We start from the raw sequence: 19,686 nt of genomic DNA, 5'->3' as shown, positions 1-19,686 counted from the left end.
TTTCGGGCCTCCGCGCCCTCCGGCAGCGGCCTCAGTAGCCGCCGTACGGCACGTGGTCGGCGAGGGCCAGGTCGCGGGCGAAGGCCCGTACCCGCAGCAGGTACCTCGCGACCGTTCGGACGGCCCTCGGGCGGTGGGGACCGTAGGCCACCTTCCACAGGGCGGGGACTCGCGTCGGCATCTGGATGTGCGCCATGTATCCAGCTTCACGCCGTCACGGGGTCCGGACCAACAGCGGGCGCGCGGGCCGCGTGCACGGCGGGCGGCGCCAACGGTGGGCGGTGAGCGCCCACGGCGGCTCCGCCGCCGCCCGTGCCGGACCTGATCGCGCGCTCGCCCTACGGGCGCAGGGCGCGCAGCAGCAGGTCGGCGAGGTGGTCGGCGACCTCCTGCTGGGTCAGCGGGCCGTCCGGCCGGTACCAGGTCGACAGGTGGTGGACCGAGCCGAAGTGGTAGTCGACGATCAGGTCCGCCGGGGTGGCCGTGGAGAACACCCCGGTGCGCTGCCCCTCCTCCACGAGCGCGCGGAAGCGCTCGTGGTAGCGGCGCCGCTCCACCCGCACCTGCTTGTTCTTCTCCGGGCTCAGATGGTGCATGGAGCGGAAGAAGATCGAGGCGTCGTCCAGGTTCTCGATGGTGGTGACGACCACGTCGGCAGCGGCGTCGCGCAGCCGCTGTTCGACGGGGGCGTCGGCGCCGGCGAAGGCGTCGAGCCGCTCCTGCTGGAGCCGCAGCACCCGGGCGTAGACCTCCTGGAGGAGGTCCTCCTTGGAGCCGAAGTAGTGGTAGAGCGCACCCTTGGTGACGCCGGCCGCCTCGACGATCTCCTGGACCGAGGTGCGGTCGTACCCCTGCTCGGCGAAGAGCCGGGTGGCGGCGGCCAGCAGCCGCTGGGGGACGGGGGTACCGCTCCCGTCCGTCGCCTTGGCCATAGCCGCCACCTTCCTTCCGTGCTGTGGGTCAGCTCTTCTCACGGGGTGAACGCAGTTCCCGCCTGAGGATCTTCCCACTTGCGGTCTTGGGAAGTTCCGTCAGGATCTCGACTTCGCGCGGATACTTGTACGCGGCAAGCCGTTCCTTGCAGTACGCACCCAATTCGTCCGGTTCGACCGAGGCGCCGGGCCGCAGGCTCACGTAGGCGCGGACCGTCTCGCCCCGGTAGGGGTCGGGCACGCCGACGACGGCGGCCTCGCGCACGGCGGGGTGGGTGTACAGGACGTCCTCCACCTCGCGCGGCCAGACCTTGAAGCCGGACGCGTTGATCATGTCCTTCTTGCGGTCGACGACGTAGAGCCAGCCCTCGCGGTCCATGAACCCGATGTCGCCGGTGCGCAGCTCACCGTCCGGGAACGCGGCGGCGGTGGCCTCGGGCAGCCGCCAGTAGCCGGAGACGACCTGCGGGCCGCGCACCGCGATCTCGCCCTGCTCGCCGAAGGGCACGTCCGCCCCGTTCTCGTCGATGATCCGCACGACCGTGTCCGGCCCGGGCACGCCGACCGAGAGGGTGCCGGAGACCGGGTCGACGGGCGCCTCGCGCTCGGGCGGCACGGCGGCGCAGGGTGCGGTGCACTCGGTGAGGCCGTACCCGTTGCGGATGTACGGGCCGAAGCCCGACCGGAACTTCTCGACGAGGGCGGGCGGCAGCGGTGCGCCGCCGGAGGAGATGACCTGGAAGGAGGCGAAGTGCTCGGGCGTGACCCCGGGGGTCGCGGCGAGCGCCATGAAGGCGGTCGACGGGCCGACCGTGTACGCGGGGCGGTGCTCGGCGAAGGCGTCGAGCACGACGCCCGGGTGGAAGCGGTAGGCCAGGACGAGGGTGCCGGCGTTGGTGAGGCAGGCGGCCAGCTGGCAGACCATGCCGGTGATGTGGAAGAGCGGGGCGAGGGCGAAGTAGACGGAGCCCTCGGCGATGGGGTGGCCGGTGCGCTGGCGTTCGGCGTTGATCATGATGTTGCCGTGGGAGTTCATGGCGCCCTTGGGGGTGCCGCTGGTCCCGGAGGTGTAGCTGATCAGCGCCACGTCCGCGGCCGTGAGCTCCCGGCCGGCGGGGGCCGGGAGACCCTGCCGGGCGACGGCCACCAGATCGTCGGCGTCACCGGCGGCCGGCAGCCGGTCGAAGGCCAGGACCCGCTCGTCGTTCTTCGTCTGGAGGTCTAGCTCGCAGGCGGTGACGGCGATCCGGACGGACGGGGCGGCGGCCGCGGTGTCCCGCAGATACGCCTCCCAGGCCCGGTCGGAGCAGATCAGGGCCGTGACGTCGGCGTCCTTCAGTACGTGGCCGACCTCCGCCGACTTGTACATCGGGTTGAGCGGGACGACCGTCGCCCCCGCCTTCCAGGCGCCGAGCAGGGCGAGCACGAACTGCGGGGAGTTCTGCAGCATGATCGCGACCCGCTCGCCGCGCTCCAGGCCGCGGGCGGCGAGATGCCCGGCCACGGAGTCGGAGAGCTCGTCGGTCTCGCGGTAGGTGAGGCGGCCGTCGAAGTAGGCGAGCGCGGGATGTCCGGGGGCCCGGGCGACGGAGTCGCGGAAGGCGTGCACCAGGGTCTCGGCGGGGCTGACGGGGGCGCGCTGGGCCTCGCTGAGCAGCGGGAGCCAGGGCTTGGCCGCGTAGATCGACTCGCTCATGCGCCGGCCTCTTCCCATGTGCGCTGGAGACGGTTCATGCTGCCGAGCCAGTGGTCGGTGTCCTGGGCGCGGGCGCCGTAGTAGCCGGCGACCTCGGGGTGCGGCAGGACGAGGAAGCGGTCGGCGGCCATGGCGTCGAACAGGGCCTCGGCGACGTCCTCGGGCTCGATGGCGCTGGGGGCGAGGACGAGCTTCCCGGCCGACCCGGCGGCGGTGAGCATGTCCGTGCGTACGCCCTGCGGGCAGATCGCGTGGACCTTGACGCCGCGGTGGCGGTAGGTGAGGGAGAGCCATTCGGCGAAGGCGACCGCGCCGTGCTTGGTGACGCTGTACGGCGCCGCGCCGATCATCGTCAGCAGCCCGGCGGCGGACGCCGTGGAGACGAACCTGCCGCTGCCCCGCTCCAGCCAGTCCGGGAGCAGCGCCCTGGCCGCGCGGACGTGGGCCATCACGTTCACGTCCCAGGCGGCGGCCCAGACGTCCTCGTCGGCGAAGACGTCGCCGGGCGAGGCGAGGCCGGCGTTGGCGCAGTAGACGTCCACGGTGCCGTCCAGCGCGTCCCGGGCGGCGTCGACGATCCGTGAGGCGTCCCCGGCGACCGCCACGGCGCCGATCTCCTCGGCGAGCGCCTTGATCCGGGCCCCGTCGAGGTCGTTGACCACGACCCGTGCGCCCTCGGCGGCGAATCTGCGGGCCAGCGCGGCTCCGATGCCGCCTCCGGCTCCCGTGACCACTACGCCCGCGCCCTGCACCGTACTCATCGGTCCCGCCTCTCTCAGCCGACTGCACCGGCAGACTAACCAGTCGGTATGTCGTGAGGGAAGGGCTGGGGACGAGTCATCCGCCACTGTGCGCGCAGCAGCCCCGTCCGGCTCGTTCCCTGTGGCCCTCCCGCGCGCTAGCGTGCGTGACCATGACAGATTTCGCGATCATGGAGGTAGCCGGATGAGCCTGACGAGACGTGGACTGCTGGCCGCCGGCGGCGCGGTGGGAGCTCTCGCGGCGACCGCCTCGTCGGCCGGACCCGCGGCCGCCCGCCCCGCGCCCGGCAAGGGACACGGTGGCGGACGCGGCCCGGTCCGCACCGGCTTCGACCGGCTCGCGGCGGACGGCTACGCGCTGCTGAACGGGCAGCGGGTGGGCGTCGTCACGAACCCCACCGGGATCACGTCCGACGTCCGCCACATCGTCGACGTGATGCACCCGGACGACCGGGTGGACCTGACCGCCGTCTTCGGCCCGGAGCACGGCTTCCGCGGCACGGCGCAGGCGGGCGGCTCGGAGGGCCGGTACGACGACCCGGCGACCGGGCTGCCGGTCTACGACACGTACCTGAAGAGCGGGCAGGCGCTCGCCGACGTCTTCACCGCGTCCGGCGTGGACACGATCGTCTTCGACATCCAGGACGCGGGCGCCCGCTTCTACACGTACATCTGGACGCTGTACGACTGCATGGAGGCGGCGGCCCTCGCGGGCAAGCGCTTCGTCGTGCTGGACCGGCCGAACCCGATGACGGGGCGGGCGGCACTCGGGCCGGTGCTCGACCCCGCGTTCGGCACCTTCGTCGGCCGCCGGGAGATCGCGCAGGCGCACGGGATGACGGTCACCGAGCTGGCGCTGCTGTTCAACGGGGAGTTCCTGGCGGACCGTCCGGTGGAGCTGGACATTGTGAAGATGTCGGGGTGGTCGCGCTCGGACTTCTTCGACGAGACCGGGCTCCCGTGGGTGCCGCCGAGCCCCAACATGCCGACGCCGGACACCGCGCTCGTCTACCCGGGCACCTGCCTCTTCGAGGGCACGAACCTGTCGGAGGGGCGCGGCACGACACGTCCCTTCGAACTGCTCGGCGCAGAGGGGATCGACCACACCTGGGCCGCCGCGGCCAACGCGCTGGGCCTGCCCGGAGTGGCCTTCCGCGAGGCGTACTTCGCGCCGACGTTCTCCAAGTTCCAGGGCAGGACGGTGGGCGGCGTCCAGCTGCACGTGCAGGACCGCGAGGTCTTCGACCCGGTGCGCACGGGCATCGCGCTGCTCGTCACGGCGAAGCGCACCTGGAGCGGGTTCGCCTGGCGGCCGGACAACTGGATCGACAAGCTCACCGGCAACACCCGGGTCCGCACGATGATCGACGCGGGTGCGGACACGGATGAGGTCGTGGGGGCGTGGGCGCAGGACCTGGCGGCGTTCCGGGCTGTGCGGAAGCGCTACCTCCAGTACCGGTGACGTGAAGGGGCGGGTCCCCCGGCAGGGGACCCGCCCCGGTGGACCTGCCCTAGCGGTGCGCCGGGAACTCCACCACCTGCTGGTACGTCGGGCGGTTCTGCCAGTGGATCGCCTTCTGCGAGATCCCGCCCAGGGCCCGGTGGATGATCGAGTCGGTGCACCACTGATCACCGGCCCCGCAGGTGTCGTCGGCCGGGTACACCTCGGCCGCCGGCACCGCCGCCGCCTGCTTCAGCGAGGACAGCAGCGCCGTGCGGCAGCTGCTCAGATCGCCGTTGCCGCAGTACGACTTGGCCAGCGGACCCTTGACCGGCTGCCCCAGGACCTGGCGCAGGTCCTTGTCGGCGAAGCCCCACCAGCCGTACTGGAACGCCGAACCGCTGTGCGCGCCGCTCGGCCCGTGGCTGGCCGCCGGGGACTCGTCGGTGGCGAGGTTCGCGGTCAGGGCCCCGAACAGGCCCTCGCCGAGCCCTGGTTCGAACTCCGCCTGGATCAGCCTCGGCCACCACGCGTCCATGATCCGCACGGCGTCGGCGTGCGTGTACGCGTGCGAGCCCGGGCTGCTCTCCTTGCGCTGCGCGCCCGACGCCCGCCAGGAGTCCAGCTGCTGGACCACCGTGTTCAGCGCCGGGTCGGTGACCGGCTGGGAGCGGATCACCTTGAGCAGTTCGGGGAGCAGCTGCTCCCCGCGCAGGTCGGTGAGCGCGGCGTCCGCCATCGCCCGGGTGAGGGAGGCGCGGGTGACGCCGCCCTCCTCCACCAGCTCCGACACCCGCTCGTCGAGCAGATCGGCCCGGTGCACCGCGCTGAGGCCGAACCCCGCGGAGGCGTACCCCTCGGCCTGCTTGTTGTTCCAGGAGACGTAGTAGTCCTGGCCGCTGGAGTGCGGGTGCTCGGCGAAGGGCGTGTAGGCGGCGGTGTTGGCGGCCGGGTCGTAGCCCTGCCACTCGTACGCCTTCTCCGCCCTGACGGGCAGCGCCGGGTCGACGCCCGCGGCGCGCACCGGGTTCATGCCGCTGTTGTAGTAGGCGGCGGTGCGGGAGTCGGCGTAGAACCAGTTGAACGCGTAGTCGATGTTGCTCGCCGCCCGCTGGAAGGAGGCGGCGTCGGTGACGTAGGACGGGTCGTTGAGCATCTGGAAGCCGATGATGGAGTCGGCCTCGTGCCGGTAGGTGGTGCGCAGCGACGTGTACGCGACGGGCTTGCCGCCCACCGTGGCGCGGTGGGTGACGACGCCGTAGCCGGTGCGCCACACCTGCATCCGGTAGGAGCCCTTCGCCGTGGAGTCGGCGACGGTCGGCTTCCAGGAGTTGGTGCGCTCCATCTTCTCCATGGCGGTGCAGGCGCCGCGGTAGAGGTAGTGCGTGGAGGCCTTGGTGGGCGTGGAGCCGTCGGGTTCGCACAGCTCGACGGCGTACGTGTCGGTGATGTCCTGGCCCGCCGAGGTGGCGCTCCAGGCGTAGTCCTGGCCGCGCCCCATCTGGATGTACATGCCGACGCCGGCGAAGGAGACGCCGCGGGCGCTGATGCCGGGGCCCTGGATCTCCTGGAGCATCATCAGCTGCGGGGCGAAGTAGCCGGTCTGCGGACCGAACACGGCGACCGGGTTACCGCTCGCCGTGTGCTCGCCGGAGACCAGCAGGGCGTTGGACATGCCCCGCTTCTGGGCGCCCGGGCCGGAGCCGGGGAGCGAGCCCTCGGGTATGACCCCGTCGTCGAAGATGCCCTGGGCCTTCTCGAGCGTGGCCGGGGCCTTGACGGGCGCCTTGGCACCGGTGCCCGCGGAGCCGGTGCGGTCGTGGATCAGCGGCTCGGCGGTGACGGAGCCCGGGTCCGGGAGAGCCGTCCCGACGGCCTTGCCGGGCTTGCCGGCGTACGGGAACGCGGTGCCGTCGTGCACGGTCAGGACGGCCTCGGGGTCGTTGCGCTGGCGGAACGACTCCCAGACCTCGGTCCCTTCGGCCACTCCGTACTTCTGCTGGGCGGCCAGGAGGGACAGCGCCGCCTGCACCTCGCCGCCGCCACCGCCACCGAACTGGCCGCCGACGACCGAGGCGATCGAGATCAGGTCGGTCAGCTTGAACGGCTGGATCTCGCCTATGTTGGTGAGGGCGTCGATCTTGCCGGTGAGGACGTACTCGCCGGGGAAGTAACGGCCCTTCTTCGACTTCTCGCGGTAGGAGTTGATGCCGTCCACATAGGCCTGGGCGTCTGCCATGGCCTGTTCGCCGCGGGTTCCCTCGTGGGTCCTGATGTACTCGACCTGGGCCTCCAGATCGGCCTCGGTGTACGGGGCCTGCGGCCAGAACTGCTGCTCCAGGCCCTGGTTGGCCAGCGCGCCGCCGGCGAACGAGGTCAGCTCCCCGCGTCCGATGTGGCGGAAGAGGTCCATGAGCCAGAGCCGGTCCTGGCCGGCGGCGAAGCCGGCGCCGAACTCGGTTCCGTAACGGGTGGTTCCCTTGATGTGCGGGACGCCCGACACCTCGTCGCGGGTGATGGTGACGTCGTCGCGGGGCGAGGTGACGGATTCGACCTGGTCCTGCGCGACGCCGAAGGAGGCGTCGTTGAAGAAGTCGTTCAGCTTCTGGTCGGTGAGGCCGGTGTGCCCGGCCACCAGGCCGTCGTAGCGGTCGAGTTGGTCGTCGCTGTGCGCGGGGTGGGTGCCGAACGCCTTGTTGCCGAGGATGTCGACGAGGGTGGCGTTGCCGTTCTCGCCGGGCGGCAGGATGTCGGCGCACTGACCCTGGCAATGGTCGACGACGGGGACGGGGTCGGCTTCGGCGGCGCCCGCCCGGGGCGCCGAGGCCAGCAGGGACGTGCCGAGTGCGAGGACGGCCGCGACGGACGCGGCTCTGATCGTGGCGGTGCGGACGGACATGCGGGTACGTGGGGGCATGCGTGCTCCTCCGAGAGGCCGGTGCGCCGGAGGTTACCGACGGTATGACCCGCGGGTAAGGTGAACATCGGTCACCTTTTCCGAATCGCCACATCCACCGCCTGACGAGCCGTCATCTCACGAAGTGGACGGACCGGCCTTTGGATGGAGCCGATCCGGGCAGGCGTACGTCCACTCACTGACGCCGAAGTACGGGCGACGGAGTACGAGCGACGGAGGTGGCGGCGCCATGGCCGGTTTCCGGAGTCTTGCGAGACAGGTCCGCGATCCGCGGAGCGATCTGGCACTGCGGCGGTACTCGCTGCGCAAATGCCTGGAACGCTTCGCACCGTACGGTCACCGGGCGACCTGGGCCCATCTGTGCGCCCGGCACGGGATGGGCCCCGAGGACCGGGCACCCGATCCGGCGCGGCTGATGCGCGCGCTGGAGGAACTGGAGAGGGCCCGCGCGGTCTGGCTCGGTTACGAGGCGGGGTTCGCCGAGCGCCGCAGACGGGAGAAGCACGAGGGCCTGCGCCGGCCGGCCGCGTTCGACGACTGGCACCGGTGCACCTGGGGCGGGAACGGGGTCGCGCGGTGCGAGGACCCGGCGGTCCACCCGGCGGCTCCGCTCGCGGACGTGCTGAGCCGGCTGATCACGGCCCTGGAGTCGGAGCCTGGCACCGGCTGCCCGGTGTGCGCCCAGGCCCGTATCGTCTGGCGGCAGGACCTGCACAGCGAACCGGGGTCCGGCCCGGTCTGCACCGGGTGCGGGATCGTGGTCCCGCAACCCGTACTCACCCCGGACGCACTGGCGAAGGCCCGGCGCACCCGGCTCGGCGACCTGGCGACGATCGCCTGAGGAACAGAGCGGCCCGCCCGGCGGCCAGGACCGCCGGACGGGCACCCACACCCGCGTGCGCACCCGGCCGCGCTCCGGCCGCCCGCACGCACACCGGCGCCCGCCGGGTCAGCGCCCTCGCGCGGAGAGCGCCGGCCCCGAGCGCCGAGCATCCTTCCGCCGGTCTCTCAGCACCCTCCGGCCGACCGGTCCGCGGCCCTGCGCTCCGGCATCAGGCGCGAACCGCTGATCCGCTCGCCCGAGACGTCGTCCGGATTGGAGAGCACACAGGTGTCCAGCGACAGGCAGCCGCAGCCGATGCAGTCCGTGAGGTGGTCGCGCAGCCGGGCCAGCTGCCGGATCCGCTCGTCCAGCTCGGTCCGCCAGGCCGCGGAGAGGCGGGCCCAGTCGTCCCGGTTCGGGGTGCGCTCCTCCGGGAGTTCGGCCAGGGCGTCGCGGATGGTGGCGAGCGGGATGCCGACCCGCTGCGCCGCCCGGACGAAGGCGACCCGGCGCAGCGCGTCCCTGGTGTAGCGGCGCTGGTTGCCGCTGGTGCGGCGGCTGCTGATCAGGCCCTTGGCCTCGTAGAAGTGCAGGGCGGAAACCGCGGCGCCACTGCGCGCGGAGAGCTGGCCGACCGTGAGTTCATGGAGTGTCTGTGGGATCTGGGGCACTCATCGAACCCTACGTGGCCCCTTCCCGCCCGGTCCGCCGTTGACAGGAACGCGCCCGGTCCGTCGTTGACAGGAACGCACCCGCCAACCATGCTGAGCAAGCGCTTAGACAGGCGATGACGGATGGTCGAGAGCGGGAAGGCAGGGACCAGGGACATGGCAGAGCCGAGGATCTTCACGTCCGCGCAGGAGCTGCGTGACGGCGTGGGCGAGCAGCTGGGACACAGTGACTGGCTGGAGGTCGACCAGAAGAGGATCGACCTGTTCGCCGAGGCCACCGGCGACCACCAGTGGATCCACGTGGACCCGGAGCGCGCCGCGGCCGGACCGTTCGGCACCACGATCGCGCACGGCTACCTCACGCTCTCGCTGCTGCCGGCGCTCGTACCGCAGATCATGCGGGTCGAGAACCTGAAGATGGGCATCAACTACGGGACGAACAAGGTCCGCTTCCCCTCGACCGTGCCCGTGGGCTCCCGGCTGCGGGCGACGGCCGTCCTGAAGAGCGTCGAGGAGGCGGGCGGCGGCGTGCAGGTCACCGCGGTCGTCACGGTCGAGCGCGAGGGCGCCGAGAAGCCGGCGTGCGTCGCCGAGTCGGTGTCGCGGTACTACTTCTGAGCCGCACGAGGCCCCGGCCCCGCGGGGCCGGGGCCTTCCGGCGGTCCGGCGCGCGGGGCGTCAGCGCTGGGCCGCGACCATCCGCAGCACGAGCCCGGCGTACAGTTCGCCGACCTCGTCCGGTGTGCGGCTGCCCTGCGCGTTGAACCAGCGCGCCACGTCGATGCAGAGCGAGAGCACGGCGAGCGCGGTGCCCGGCACGTCGGGGACGTCGAACTCCCCCGCCGCCACGCCCTCGCCGATGATCCGGCGCACCGCCGCGTCGCTCCGGCGGCGCAGCTCGACGATCTCGGTGCGGTGCTCCTCACCGAGCGCGTCGAGCTCGTACTGGACCACGCGGGCGGTGGTGTGCCGCTCGGCGTGCCAGCGGACGAAGGACCGCACGGCGCCGGCGAGCCGCTCGGTGGCCGTGCCCTCGCTCCCGGCCGCCGACTCCAGCAGGGTCAGGGCGCGGTCGTGGCCGATCCTGCTGATCCGGTGGAGCAGCTCTTCCTTCGTCTTGTAGTGGATGTAGAGCGCGGCAGGGCTCATCCCCGCCCGGCCGGCGATGTCCCGGGTGGTGGTCGCGTGGTACCCGCGCTCGGCGAAGGCGTCGACGGCCGCGACGAGCAGCCGCCGGGCGGCCTCGGGCGTCACTTCGGCCCACGGCGTGTTCTCGCCGTCGGTCTCCTCCGCCGTGCTCATCGCCCATCGCCCCTCTCAGTCCGCAGGACGAACACCATACCCCGATCCTGAGCAAGCGCTTAGGGGGTCCGGCGGGTGAGATCGTCAGAGCTTCTGGAAGGGGTCGTGTCCGGCGAGGATCTTCTCCAGCCGGGCCTGGTCGACCCGGCTGACGATCTGGCCGGCCTCCTGCCGGTCCCTGATCACCTTGGCCAGCGTGAAGGCGGAGGTGACGAGGTAGAGGACGCCGATGGCGAGGAAGCCGCGCACCCAGGCGTCGGCGTCGAGGAAGTAGATCCCGAGGGCGACCGCCCCCATCGCGATCCCGAAGGACGCGACGGCCTGGCCGTAGAAGGCGGCGGTGTTCTGCTGCTTGACCGATGTCGTCTCACTCATGCCGCTCAGCATCGGGCGAGGTGGCGCACACCACATCCGTCCGGGTACTCAGTCAGGTACCCAGACGCCCGTTCGGGCCGCGCGGCCTCAGAAGGCGGAGACGCCCGTGAGGGCGCGGCCGATGATCAGCTTCTGGATCTGGCTGGTGCCCTCGTAAAGCGTCATCACCCGGGCGTCGCGCAGCAGTTTGCCGACCGGGTACTCGTCGATGTAGCCGTAGCCGCCGAAGACCTGGACGGCGTTGTTCGCGGCGCGGACGGCGGCCTCGGAGGCGAACAGCTTCGCCTGGGAGGCAGCGGTGGCGAAGGGCTCGCCTCGGTCGATCAGGTCGGCCACCCGCCAGGTCAGCAGACGGGCGGCGTCGACGTCCACGGAGATGTCGCTGATGAGTTCCTGGACCAACTGGTAACTCGCGATGGACCTGCCGAACTGCTCGCGCTCACCCGCGTACCCCACGGCCGCGTCCAGGGCCGCCTGCGCGATGCCGACGCAGCCGGCGGCGACCGACATCCGGCCCTTGGCCAGCGCGGACATGGCGACGGAGAAGCCCTTGCCCTCGGGGCCCATGAGGGCTCCGGCGGGGACCCGGACGTCCTGCAGGACCAGTTCGGCGGTCGCCTGGCCGCGCAGTCCGAGCTTGCCGTGGATGGTGCGCCGGGTCAGTCCGGGGGTGTCGGCGGGCACCAGGAAGGCGGATACGCCCTTGTGGCCGGGGGTGTCGTCGGTGCGGGCGAAGAGCAGCACCACATCGGCCCAGGTGCCGTTGGTGATGAACATCTTGCTGCCGTTGATGACGTAGTCCCCGCCGTCCCGCACGGCCCGGGTCGCCAGGTTCCCGGCGTCCGATCCGGTGCCCGGCTCGGTGAGGCCGAAGCAGCCGACCGCGTCGCCGGACGTCAGCCGCGGCAGCCACTGCCGCTTCTGGTCCTCGTCGCCCCACGCGGCGATGGTCTTGGCGACCAGGCCCAGCGAGACCGAGACGATGCCGCGGACCGAGGAGTCACCGCGGCCCAGCTCCTCGGTGACCAGGCAGTACGCGAGGTGGTCGCCGCCCGAGCCGCCGTACTCCTCGGGGATCGTCAGGCCGAGGAAGCCGAGGGAGCCCAGCTTCTTCACGATCGACTTGTCGACGTTCTCGGCCCGGTCCCACGCGATGACGTGCGGGGCGATGTCACGTTCCACGAAGTCCTTGGCGAGCTGCCGGACGGCTTCCTGCTCCTCGCTGAGCTCCAGGTTCATCCTTCGACTCTCCATTTAATTAGCACTGCTAGTTTTAGGGGCGCAGGGCCTACTATGTGCCGCATGGCCCGCCCGCGCAAGCCCCTCCTCAGCAGAGACCGCATCGTCGAGACGGCGAGCGCCCTCGTGGACGCCGAAGGGCTCGACGCCGTCTCGACCCGCCGCCTCGCGGCCGAGCTCGGGGTCAGCGGGCCCTCGCTCTACAACCACTTCCGCAACAAGGACGAGATCCTGGACGCGGTCGCCGACTCCGTCTCCGCGCAGGTCGATCTGTCGATGTTCGACGAGTCCGACATCCGTGACTGGCGGGCCGCCCTGCACGACTGGGCCGTCTCCTACCGTGCGGCGCTCGCCGCCCACCCGCACATCGTCCCGGTGCTGGCCCAGGGCCCCGGCCGCCGCCCGGCCGGCCTGCGGGTGGCCGACGCGGTGTTCGGCGCCATGGTCCGCGCGGGCTGGCCGCCCGCCCAGGCCACCTACATCGGCGCCCTGATGCGCTACTTCGTCACCGGCTCGGCGCTCGGGTCGTTCGCCCGGGGCTTCGTGGACGACGAGACGGCGTACGACCCGGCCGACTACCCGCACCTGGGCCAGGCGCACCTGCTCGCGGAACGCCGCCAGAAGGTCGACGAGGGAGCCTTCGAGACGGGGCTGCGGGCCCTGATCGACGGGCTCGCCCTGCAGTACGCGCCCCCGGCGCGGGGAGTGCGCTGACTATTCGGTGGGCGTCGAACCGTCTTGGCCTTACCGTCAGGTCCATGACGACGCCCTCCTCCCCCGCCACCGCACACCCGGAACCCCGCGACGGGCGGGCCACGGCCGCAGCGTGCACCACCGTGGTGCTGTGGGCCTCCGCCTTCGTCTCCATCCGCAGCGCGGGCGAGGCCTACTCCCCCGGCGCACTGGCCCTCGGGAGGCTGCTGGCCGGCTCCCTGGCGCTCGGCACCCTCCTGCTCGTACGACGGGAGGGGCTGCCGTCACGGGCCGCCTGGCCGGGGATCCTCTGGTCCGGGCTGCTGTGGTTCGGCCTCTACATGGTGGTGCTCAACTGGGGTGAGCAGCAGGTGGACGCGGGCACCGCGGCGATGGTGGTGAACATCGGCCCCCTGCTGATCGCCCTGCTCGGCGCGCGGCTGCTCGGTGAGGGGCTGCCACGCCGGCTGCTGCTGGGCATGGCCGTGTCCTTCGCGGGCGCCGCGGTGGTGGGGCTCTCCATGTCCGGCCACGGGGGTTCCTCCGTGCTGGGTGTGCTGCTCTGCCTGCTGGCCGCGGTGGCGTACGCGGGCGGAGTCGTCGGCCAGAAGCCGGCGCTGCGGCACGGCTCGGCGCTCCAGATCACCACGTTCGGCTGCCTGGTCGGCACCGTGGCGTGTCTGCCGTTCGCCGGTGCGCTGATCTCCGACGCGGCCGACGCCCCGCTGTCGGCCACCCTGAACATGGTCTATCTGGGGATCTTCCCGACCGCGCTCGCGTTCACCACCTGGGCCTACGCGCTCGCCCGCACCACGGCGGGGCGGATGGGCGCCACCACCTACGCGGTGCCCGCGCTGGTGGTGCTGATGTCCTGGCTGCTGCTGGACGAGGTGCCGGCCCTGCTCACCGTCGGCGGCGGACTGCTCTGCCTGGCCGGGGTGGCGGTCTCCCGGAAGCGTCCGCGCCCTGGTTCGACGCGGAGGAATCCGGTCGAGCCGGTGGAAGCACCCCGTCATGACGCCGAACGCGAAGCAGCGGACCGGCCGTAAGAGGGCCGGGCGGGCGGGGAGCGGCGAGCGGGCGGCGGTGACGCCCCAGGGCCGGGCGCGCGACGCCTGGCGGGAGGACTATCCGTACCCCCGCCGAGCTCGGCCGCAAGGCGGACGACACGTCCAAGCGGGCCCTCCGGACCGAGCTGCTCAAACTCCAGCACTGGATCAAGGAGCACGACGAACGGCTTCGACTACCCGGACAAGGACGCGACGGTGGCCGGGGAGCCGGACCCGCTGATCGTGGGCCCGGCCTCCCGGCTCTTCGAGCAGGGCGAGGCCGAGGCCCGGATGCTCACCACCGGCCGGGCACGGGCCGGGCCGGCGGGGTCAGAAGACCACCAGGGCCCGGCCGCCCTTGCCGGCGATCATGTGGTCGAAGGCCGCCGGAATGCCGTCCAGCGCGATCCGTTCGGTGACCATCATCGAGAGGTCGAAGCGGCCCGCCCGGATGTGGTCGGCGAGCACCGGCAGATCACGGGCGGGGTCGCTGTTGCCGTACACACAGCCGGTCAGGGACCTGCCCCAGTGGAAGATCTCCAGGGCGTTGAAGGTCACCTGCTGGTCCTTGCCCCCGATGCCGACGACCGTGGTGCGGCCGCCGCGGCGGGTGGACTCCCAGGCGGCCCGGATGGTGGCCGCCCGGCCGACGCACTCGACGGCCACGTCCGCGCCCTGGCCGCCGGTGAGCTTCCGGATCTCCCGGGGTGTGGTGGCGGAGGCGATCACGTAGTCGGTGGCGCCCGCCCGGCGCGCCAGCTCCTCCTTCTCCGGCGAGACGTCCACCGCGATGATCTTCGAGGCCCCGGCGATCCGGGCGGCCTGGAGGACGGCGAGGCCGACCCCGCCGATACCGAACACGACGACGGTCTCGCCCTGACGGACCTGGGCGCTGTGGTGGACCGCGCCGTACCCGGTCAGCACCGCGCAGCCGAGCAGGGCCGCGTCGGTGAGCGGGATGCCGTCGGGGGCGGGCAGGACGCAGTTCGCGGCGACCACGGTCTCCTGCGCGAAGGCGGCGACGTTCAGCCCGGGGTGCAGTTCGGTGCCGTCCGCGGTTCGGGCGTGGATGTTCGCCGCCCCGGCCAGGGCGTCGGCGCAGAGCCAGACCTCACCGATGGAGCAGTGGTGGCAGCTGCCGCAGGAGGGCGCCCAGTTGAGGACGACTCCGTCGCCCGGGGCGAGGTGGGTGACGCCCTCGCCCACCGAGACGACGGTGCCCGCGCCCTCGTGCCCGAGGACCGCGGGGACGGGCAGCCGCATGGTGCCGTCGGACAGGGAGAGGTCGGAGTGGCAGACGCCGGCGGCGGCGAGACGGACGCGCACCTGGCCGGGGCCGGGCTCGGGCAGGGTGATGTCGGTGATCTCCAGCGGAGCTCCGACGGCGGACAGTACGGCGGCGCGGACCACGGACTGGCTCCTTGCTGATCGGGGGCGCGGACTCGGGGTTCGGAACGGGAGGAGGGCTCAGAACTGGAGGGACTTGGTCTGGAGGTACTCGGCGAGGCCGTGCTCGCCCAGTTCGCGGCCGACGCCGGACCGCTTGTAGCCGCCGAAGGGGGCGAGCGGGTTGAAGCGGCCGCCGTTGATGTCGACCTGGCCGGTCTCCATGCGGCGGGCGAAGGCGACGGCCTCGGCGTCGTCGGCGGCCCAGACGGCGCCCGCGAGCCCGTACACGGTGCCGTTGGCGATGCGCAGCGCGTCCGCCTCGTCCTCGTACTTCAGGATCGAGACGACCGGGCCGAAGATCTCCTCCTGGGCGATGGTCATCTCCGGCGTCACGTCGGCGAACACGGTGGGGCTGACGTAGTAGCCCGTGGCGAGCGGCGCCTCGGGGCCGCCGGCCACGACGCGGGCCCCCTCCTCGATGCCCTTCTCGATGTAACCGCGCACCCGCGCCTGCTGCTTGGCGTTGACGAGCGGGCCGACCCGTTCGCCGGGTACGTACTTGGCGACGGCCTTGGCCGCGAGGGCCACGGCCTCCTCGTACCGTTCCGCGTCGACGAGCATCCGGGTCCACGCGCTGCAGGTCTGGCCGGAGTTGGACATCACGTTGGCGATGCCGACGTTGACCGCCTTGGCCAGATCGGCGGACGGCAGGATGACGTTGGCGGACTTGCCGCCGAGTTCCAGCGCGACGCGCTTCACGGCGCCGCCCGCCGTGGCGCCGATCCGCCGGCCGACCGCGGTGGAGCCGGTGAAGGAGACCAGGTCCACGTCCTCGTGCTCGGCGAGCGCCTGCCCGGCGACCGGGCCCAGGCCGGTGACCAGGTTGAAGACGCCGGCGGGCAGCCCGGCCTCCTCGGTGGCCTCGGCGAAGAGCTGGGCGGTGAGCGGGGTGTCCTCGGCGGGCTTGAGGACGACCGTGCAGCCGGCGGCGAGCGCCGGGGCCACCTTGGCGACGATCTGGTGCAGCGGATAGTTCCACGGGGTGATGGCCCCGACCACGCCGACGGGCTCGAGGAACACGGTGGAGTTGCCGTGCCGCTCCTCGAAGGCGTACGTCGCGGCAAGTTCGGCGTACGAACCGGCGACCAGCACCGGCACGCCCGCGTGCACCGCCTGCGACAGCGGCAGCGGTGAGCCCAGCTCGGCGGTGACCGTCGCGGCGATCTCGTCCTTGCGGGCGGCCAGCACATCGCGCAGCGCGCCGATCCGGGCCGCCCGCTCGGCGGGCGGGGTCGCGGCCCAGCCGGGGAAGGCGGCGCGCGCGGCGCGTACCGCGGCGTCGACGTCCTCGGCCGTACCGGCGGGGACGTGGGCGATGACCTGCTCGTCCGCCGGGTTCACCACCGCGAGGGTGTCCGTTCCGGCGGCGGACCGCCATGCGCCGCCGATGTACATACCGTCATGGGCCTTCATGGCTGTTCCTCCCGGACGCGGTGGCGGACGAGGTCGTCCGCGCCCCAAACTAGCGCTGTTAGTTTTCTGGCGCCAGAGACGTCGGTCACGTGCGGGGGCCCGCCCGCCGCCGGCGACCGGGTCGGGTCGCGGGAGGAGGCGGCCGGCGGGCGGGCCCCGGGCCGCCGTCCTACACCTCCAGCCCCGGGACGTCCTTCGGCAGCGGGCAGATCCGGCGGCCTTGGTGGTCGAAGACGTACAGGTGCGCCAGGTCGACCAGGAGGGGGACCTGGCCCCCGGTGCGCAGCATCATGTCGGGGCCGGTACGGACGACGAGGTCGCTGGCCGTGACGGCGGGGCGGTCCGGGCTGTGCACGCCCGGCGGGAGCCCGTCGTCGGTGGCCGGTTCGTCCAGGACGGCGACGGAACCGCCGACGTGGCCGGTGGCGCGTTCCCTGATCCGCTCCAGGACACCGGTCCCGCCCTGCGCGCCGCGGCGCCTGCGCACGGTGCCACGGTCCGTGCGGGCCGATTCCAGGTCCGGCACCACGGCGGGCCGGGAGCCGGTGTTGAGGTGGACCAGCGCCTCGTGGCCCTGGTACTCGACGTGCTCGACGATGCCGCTGAGGGCCACCTCGCCGGGGCGGGCCTGGCTGGGCGGGGCGATCCGGACCGCTTCGGAGCGCAGCCCCACGATGATCCGGCGGCCCTGCTGGATGCGCAGCAACTGGTGGTCCGGGCTCAGCGGTTCGGACAGCGGGAGGCGCTGGCGGCCGAGGTCGATCGACATCCGGCCCTCCAGGGGCGCGTGCACGACGGCCTGCAGCAGGTTGATCCTCGGGGTCCCGATGAAGGCGGCGACGAACACGTTCTCCGGGAGGGCGTACACCTCACGCGGCGGACTGACCTGCTGGAGCACTCCCCCGCGCATCACGGCGACCCGGTGGCCCAGCGACATGGCCTCGGCCTGGTCGTGGGTCACGTAGACCGTGGTGACGCCGAGTTCCCTGGTGAGCTGGGATATCTCGGCCCGCAGGTGGTTGCGGAGCTTGGCGTCGAGGTTGGAGAGCGGCTCGTCCATCAGGAAGGCCGAGGGCCGGCGCGAGATCGCCCGGCCCATCGCGACCCGCTGGCGCTCGCCGCCGGAGAGCTGGCCGGGGAAACGGTCGAGCACGCTCTCGATGCCGAGCATCCTGGCCGTGTTCTCGATGCGCTCGTTGTGGTCCTGGCGGGGGTTCTCCAGCTTCAGCGGGAAGCCGATGTTCGCCCGGTTGGTCATGGTCGGGTAGAGCGCGAAGTTCTGGAAGACCATGGACATCCCGCGTTCGCGGGGTGTCAGGTGGTTGGCCTGTTCACCGTCGAGCAGGATCTCGCCCTCGGTGATGTCCTCCAGGCCGGCGATCATGCGGAGCACGGTCGACTTGCCGCACCCCGAGGGGCCCAGCAGGACGAGGAACTCGCCCGGGTCGATGGAGAGCGAGAGGCGGTCGACGGCACGCGCGGAGCGTCCGTAGGCCTTGCTGACATTGTTCAGAGTGATGGCGCGAGTCATGTGGTTCCGCCCGGGAGGATGAAAGTGGTGCGGTGGGGAGCGGCAGCAGTGGCCTGAAATTAGCCCACTGCGGAGGGTGAGGGAATGACTCGCGCAAATGTTGCGCCGTACTGATAGTGCCGGGGCGTAAGTGTCAGGCGGGGTTCCGGTTGCGGCCGGCGCGCGTGGGCCTTTTTTCGGGCGCGACCGGTTCCGCTAGCCGGTCCGGGCCGGGTCCGCCCGTGCCGCGCGCGCCCAGCCCGGCCGCCGCGACCAGCAGGGCGCCGAGCATCACGAACGGCGCGGCGGCGCCCGCCACTCCGGCGACGAGTCCGGCGCCCGCCGGGGCCGCCACCTGGCCGAGCCGGTTGCCGGTCAGCCGCAGCGCGAGCGCGGTGGAGCGCGCTGCCGCCGGGGCGGCCTGGACCACCGTGGTCATCGACAGGGGCTGGCCGGCCCCGAGGCAGAAGCCCAGGGCGGCCAGCATCACGGCCAGCGCCGGGACGGGGACGGGGAGGGCGAGGCCGGCGCAAAGCACTCCGGCCAGCAGACAGGTGGAGGCGAGCAGGGCCGCCCGTCCCAGCACCCGCAGCAGCGGGGTCATCACCAGCCGGCAGGCGATGGTGGCGGCGGCGCGCAGGCTCAGCAGCAGCCCGACCGTGGCGGGGGCGATGCCGCGGTGTTCCCCGACGACCGGCAGGTACGCGGTGAGGATGTCGGTCGCGGAGAGGACGGCGAGGCTGATGAAGATGCCCGCGGGCACGCCGCGGGCCCGCAGGATGCTGCCCACGGGCACCTTGGCCGACGGCTCCTTGCCTCGGTGTGCGGCGGCGCTCCGGTGCTCGATGCGCCACAGGGAGCCGAGGGAGACGGCGGCGACCGCCGCCGAGACGGTCAGGGCGAGGGCGCTGGTACGGCCGAGGGCGCCGTCGCGCTCGGAGATCAGGTAGCCGGCGGCGATCGGCCCGACGAGCTGGCCGAGGGAGGCGCCGATGGTGAAGTGGCCGAAGTTGCGGTCCTGTTCGGCCCGTCCGGACTGGCGGGCGACGATCGACTGGGCGCCGATCACGAAGCAGAGGTGACCGAGCCCCATGACCCCGCTCCAGGCCGCCATCGCGGTCAGCGAGTCGGCCCGGCCGCTGAGGGCGCAGCCGCCGGCGATCAGGACGACGCCGGCCGGCAGCAGGGGCGCGCACCTGCCCTGGTCCGTCCGGCGTCCCAGCGGTACGGCGGCGAAGAGCGGCAGGAGCGCGTACACCCCGGTGATGACGCCGATCGCCCGCTCGTCCGCGCCGAGCGCCAGGGCCCGGTAGGAGACGGCGGGCCGCGCCATCGACACGGCCCCCTGCGCGAAGGCGAAGGCGATGACGAGGCGCAGCAGCCAGCTCCGGCCGGGCCCGGTGGTCCTCGTCATG

Annotated in this window: 18 protein-coding genes and 1 pseudogene; 6 read left to right on the top strand and 13 right to left on the bottom strand. The window is 72.5% G+C overall.

Annotation, left to right across the window (positions count from 1 at the left end; all coding sequences use genetic code 11):
- Positions 1–31: 31 nt before the first annotated feature.
- The 4 genes from ABZ454_RS28875 to ABZ454_RS28860 form a co-directional block, all read right to left on the bottom strand.
- Complete coding sequence (locus tag ABZ454_RS28875; protein WP_356320897.1) at positions 32–196, bottom strand: hypothetical protein; 165 nt, start codon at positions 194–196, stop codon at positions 32–34.
- 142 nt (positions 197–338) lie between these two features.
- On the bottom strand, positions 339–932 hold the full coding sequence (locus tag ABZ454_RS28870; RefSeq protein ID WP_356320898.1) for a TetR/AcrR family transcriptional regulator: 594 nt from the start codon (positions 930–932) through the stop codon (positions 339–341).
- Positions 933–960: 28 nt separating this feature from the next.
- Positions 961–2,628, bottom strand: a complete 1,668-nt coding sequence (locus ABZ454_RS28865) for an AMP-binding protein (protein WP_356320900.1) — start codon at positions 2,626–2,628, stop codon at positions 961–963.
- Positions 2,625–3,389, bottom strand: a complete 765-nt coding sequence (locus ABZ454_RS28860; RefSeq protein WP_356320902.1) for an SDR family oxidoreductase — start codon at positions 3,387–3,389, stop codon at positions 2,625–2,627. The genes ABZ454_RS28865 and ABZ454_RS28860 overlap by 4 nt, the downstream gene beginning before the upstream one ends.
- A gap of 184 nt (positions 3,390–3,573) precedes the next feature.
- Between ABZ454_RS28860 and ABZ454_RS28855 the strand changes: the two genes are divergently transcribed.
- Positions 3,574–4,851 (top strand): DUF1343 domain-containing protein, encoded by a 1,278-nt coding sequence (locus tag ABZ454_RS28855; RefSeq protein WP_359542229.1) that lies wholly within the window; start codon positions 3,574–3,576, stop codon positions 4,849–4,851.
- 49 nt (positions 4,852–4,900) lie between these two features.
- Here ABZ454_RS28855 and ABZ454_RS28850 read toward each other — a convergent pair whose 3' ends face one another.
- Complete coding sequence (locus ABZ454_RS28850) at positions 4,901–7,747, bottom strand: penicillin acylase family protein (RefSeq protein ID WP_359542228.1); 2,847 nt, start codon at positions 7,745–7,747, stop codon at positions 4,901–4,903.
- 229 nt (positions 7,748–7,976) lie between these two features.
- On the opposite strand from ABZ454_RS28850, the gene ABZ454_RS28845 reads away from it, so the two are divergent.
- Positions 7,977–8,588: a hypothetical protein gene (locus tag ABZ454_RS28845; RefSeq protein ID WP_356320908.1), complete on the top strand. Its 612-nt coding sequence runs from the start codon at positions 7,977–7,979 to the stop codon at positions 8,586–8,588.
- Between the two features lie 167 nt (positions 8,589–8,755).
- Here the strand turns inward: ABZ454_RS28845 and soxR are convergent, their stop codons facing one another.
- The gene (soxR, locus tag ABZ454_RS28840) at positions 8,756–9,241 is read right to left on the bottom strand and encodes a redox-sensitive transcriptional activator SoxR (protein WP_356320910.1); all 486 of its coding nucleotides are present in this window, start codon (positions 9,239–9,241) and stop codon (positions 8,756–8,758) included.
- Between the two features lie 156 nt (positions 9,242–9,397).
- Between soxR and ABZ454_RS28835 the strand changes: the two genes are divergently transcribed.
- Positions 9,398–9,859 (top strand): MaoC family dehydratase, encoded by a 462-nt coding sequence (locus ABZ454_RS28835; protein ID WP_359542227.1) that lies wholly within the window; start codon positions 9,398–9,400, stop codon positions 9,857–9,859.
- Between the two features lie 60 nt (positions 9,860–9,919).
- Here the strand turns inward: ABZ454_RS28835 and ABZ454_RS28830 are convergent, their stop codons facing one another.
- From ABZ454_RS28830 to ABZ454_RS28820, 3 genes are all read right to left on the bottom strand, one after another.
- Positions 9,920–10,543, bottom strand: a complete 624-nt coding sequence (locus ABZ454_RS28830; RefSeq protein WP_356320915.1) for a TetR/AcrR family transcriptional regulator — start codon at positions 10,541–10,543, stop codon at positions 9,920–9,922.
- 84 nt (positions 10,544–10,627) lie between these two features.
- Entirely contained in the window at positions 10,628–10,918 is a 291-nt protein-coding gene (locus ABZ454_RS28825; RefSeq protein ID WP_356320917.1) for a YiaA/YiaB family inner membrane protein, read from the bottom strand.
- 87 nt (positions 10,919–11,005) lie between these two features.
- Positions 11,006–12,157, bottom strand: coding sequence for an acyl-CoA dehydrogenase family protein (locus ABZ454_RS28820; protein ID WP_359542224.1), 1,152 nt, complete (start codon positions 12,155–12,157; stop codon positions 11,006–11,008).
- A 63-nt stretch (positions 12,158–12,220) separates the two neighbouring features.
- On the opposite strand from ABZ454_RS28820, the gene ABZ454_RS28815 reads away from it, so the two are divergent.
- The 3 genes and pseudogenes from ABZ454_RS28815 to ABZ454_RS28805 all read left to right on the top strand — a co-directional run.
- On the top strand, positions 12,221–12,871 hold the full coding sequence (locus ABZ454_RS28815; protein ID WP_356320921.1) for a TetR/AcrR family transcriptional regulator C-terminal domain-containing protein: 651 nt from the start codon (positions 12,221–12,223) through the stop codon (positions 12,869–12,871).
- A 44-nt stretch (positions 12,872–12,915) separates the two neighbouring features.
- Positions 12,916–13,899 carry a DMT family transporter gene (locus ABZ454_RS28810; RefSeq protein ID WP_359542221.1) on the top strand — a complete coding sequence of 328 codons (984 nt, stop codon included), beginning with the start codon at positions 12,916–12,918 and terminating at the stop codon, positions 13,897–13,899.
- A 37-nt stretch (positions 13,900–13,936) separates the two neighbouring features.
- Positions 13,937–14,114 (top strand): annotated as a pseudogene (locus ABZ454_RS28805) (polyphosphate kinase 2); the annotation flags it as partial.
- Between the two features lie 115 nt (positions 14,115–14,229).
- Here ABZ454_RS28805 and ABZ454_RS28800 read toward each other — a convergent pair.
- The 4 genes from ABZ454_RS28800 to ABZ454_RS28785 all read right to left on the bottom strand — a co-directional run bounded on the left by ABZ454_RS28800 (position 14,230) and on the right by ABZ454_RS28785 (position 19,685).
- The gene (locus tag ABZ454_RS28800) at positions 14,230–15,309 is read right to left on the bottom strand and encodes a Zn-dependent alcohol dehydrogenase (RefSeq protein ID WP_356320926.1); all 1,080 of its coding nucleotides are present in this window, start codon (positions 15,307–15,309) and stop codon (positions 14,230–14,232) included.
- A 57-nt stretch (positions 15,310–15,366) separates the two neighbouring features.
- Positions 15,367–16,761, bottom strand: a complete 1,395-nt coding sequence (locus tag ABZ454_RS28795; protein ID WP_359542217.1) for an aldehyde dehydrogenase family protein — start codon at positions 16,759–16,761, stop codon at positions 15,367–15,369.
- A 169-nt stretch (positions 16,762–16,930) separates the two neighbouring features.
- Positions 16,931–18,292, bottom strand: coding sequence for an ABC transporter ATP-binding protein (locus tag ABZ454_RS28790; RefSeq protein WP_356320930.1), 1,362 nt, complete (start codon positions 18,290–18,292; stop codon positions 16,931–16,933).
- A 133-nt stretch (positions 18,293–18,425) separates the two neighbouring features.
- Positions 18,426–19,685: an MFS transporter gene (locus tag ABZ454_RS28785; RefSeq protein WP_356320932.1), complete on the bottom strand. Its 1,260-nt coding sequence runs from the start codon at positions 19,683–19,685 to the stop codon at positions 18,426–18,428.
- Position 19,686 lies beyond the last annotated feature (1 nt).

Source organism: Streptomyces sp. NPDC005803, from assembly GCF_040630435.1.
GTDB lineage: Bacteria > Actinomycetota > Actinomycetes > Streptomycetales > Streptomycetaceae > Streptomyces.
The sequence above is the reverse complement of the archived record's forward strand: the minus strand, read 5'-3'. Positions and strand labels throughout refer to the sequence as shown.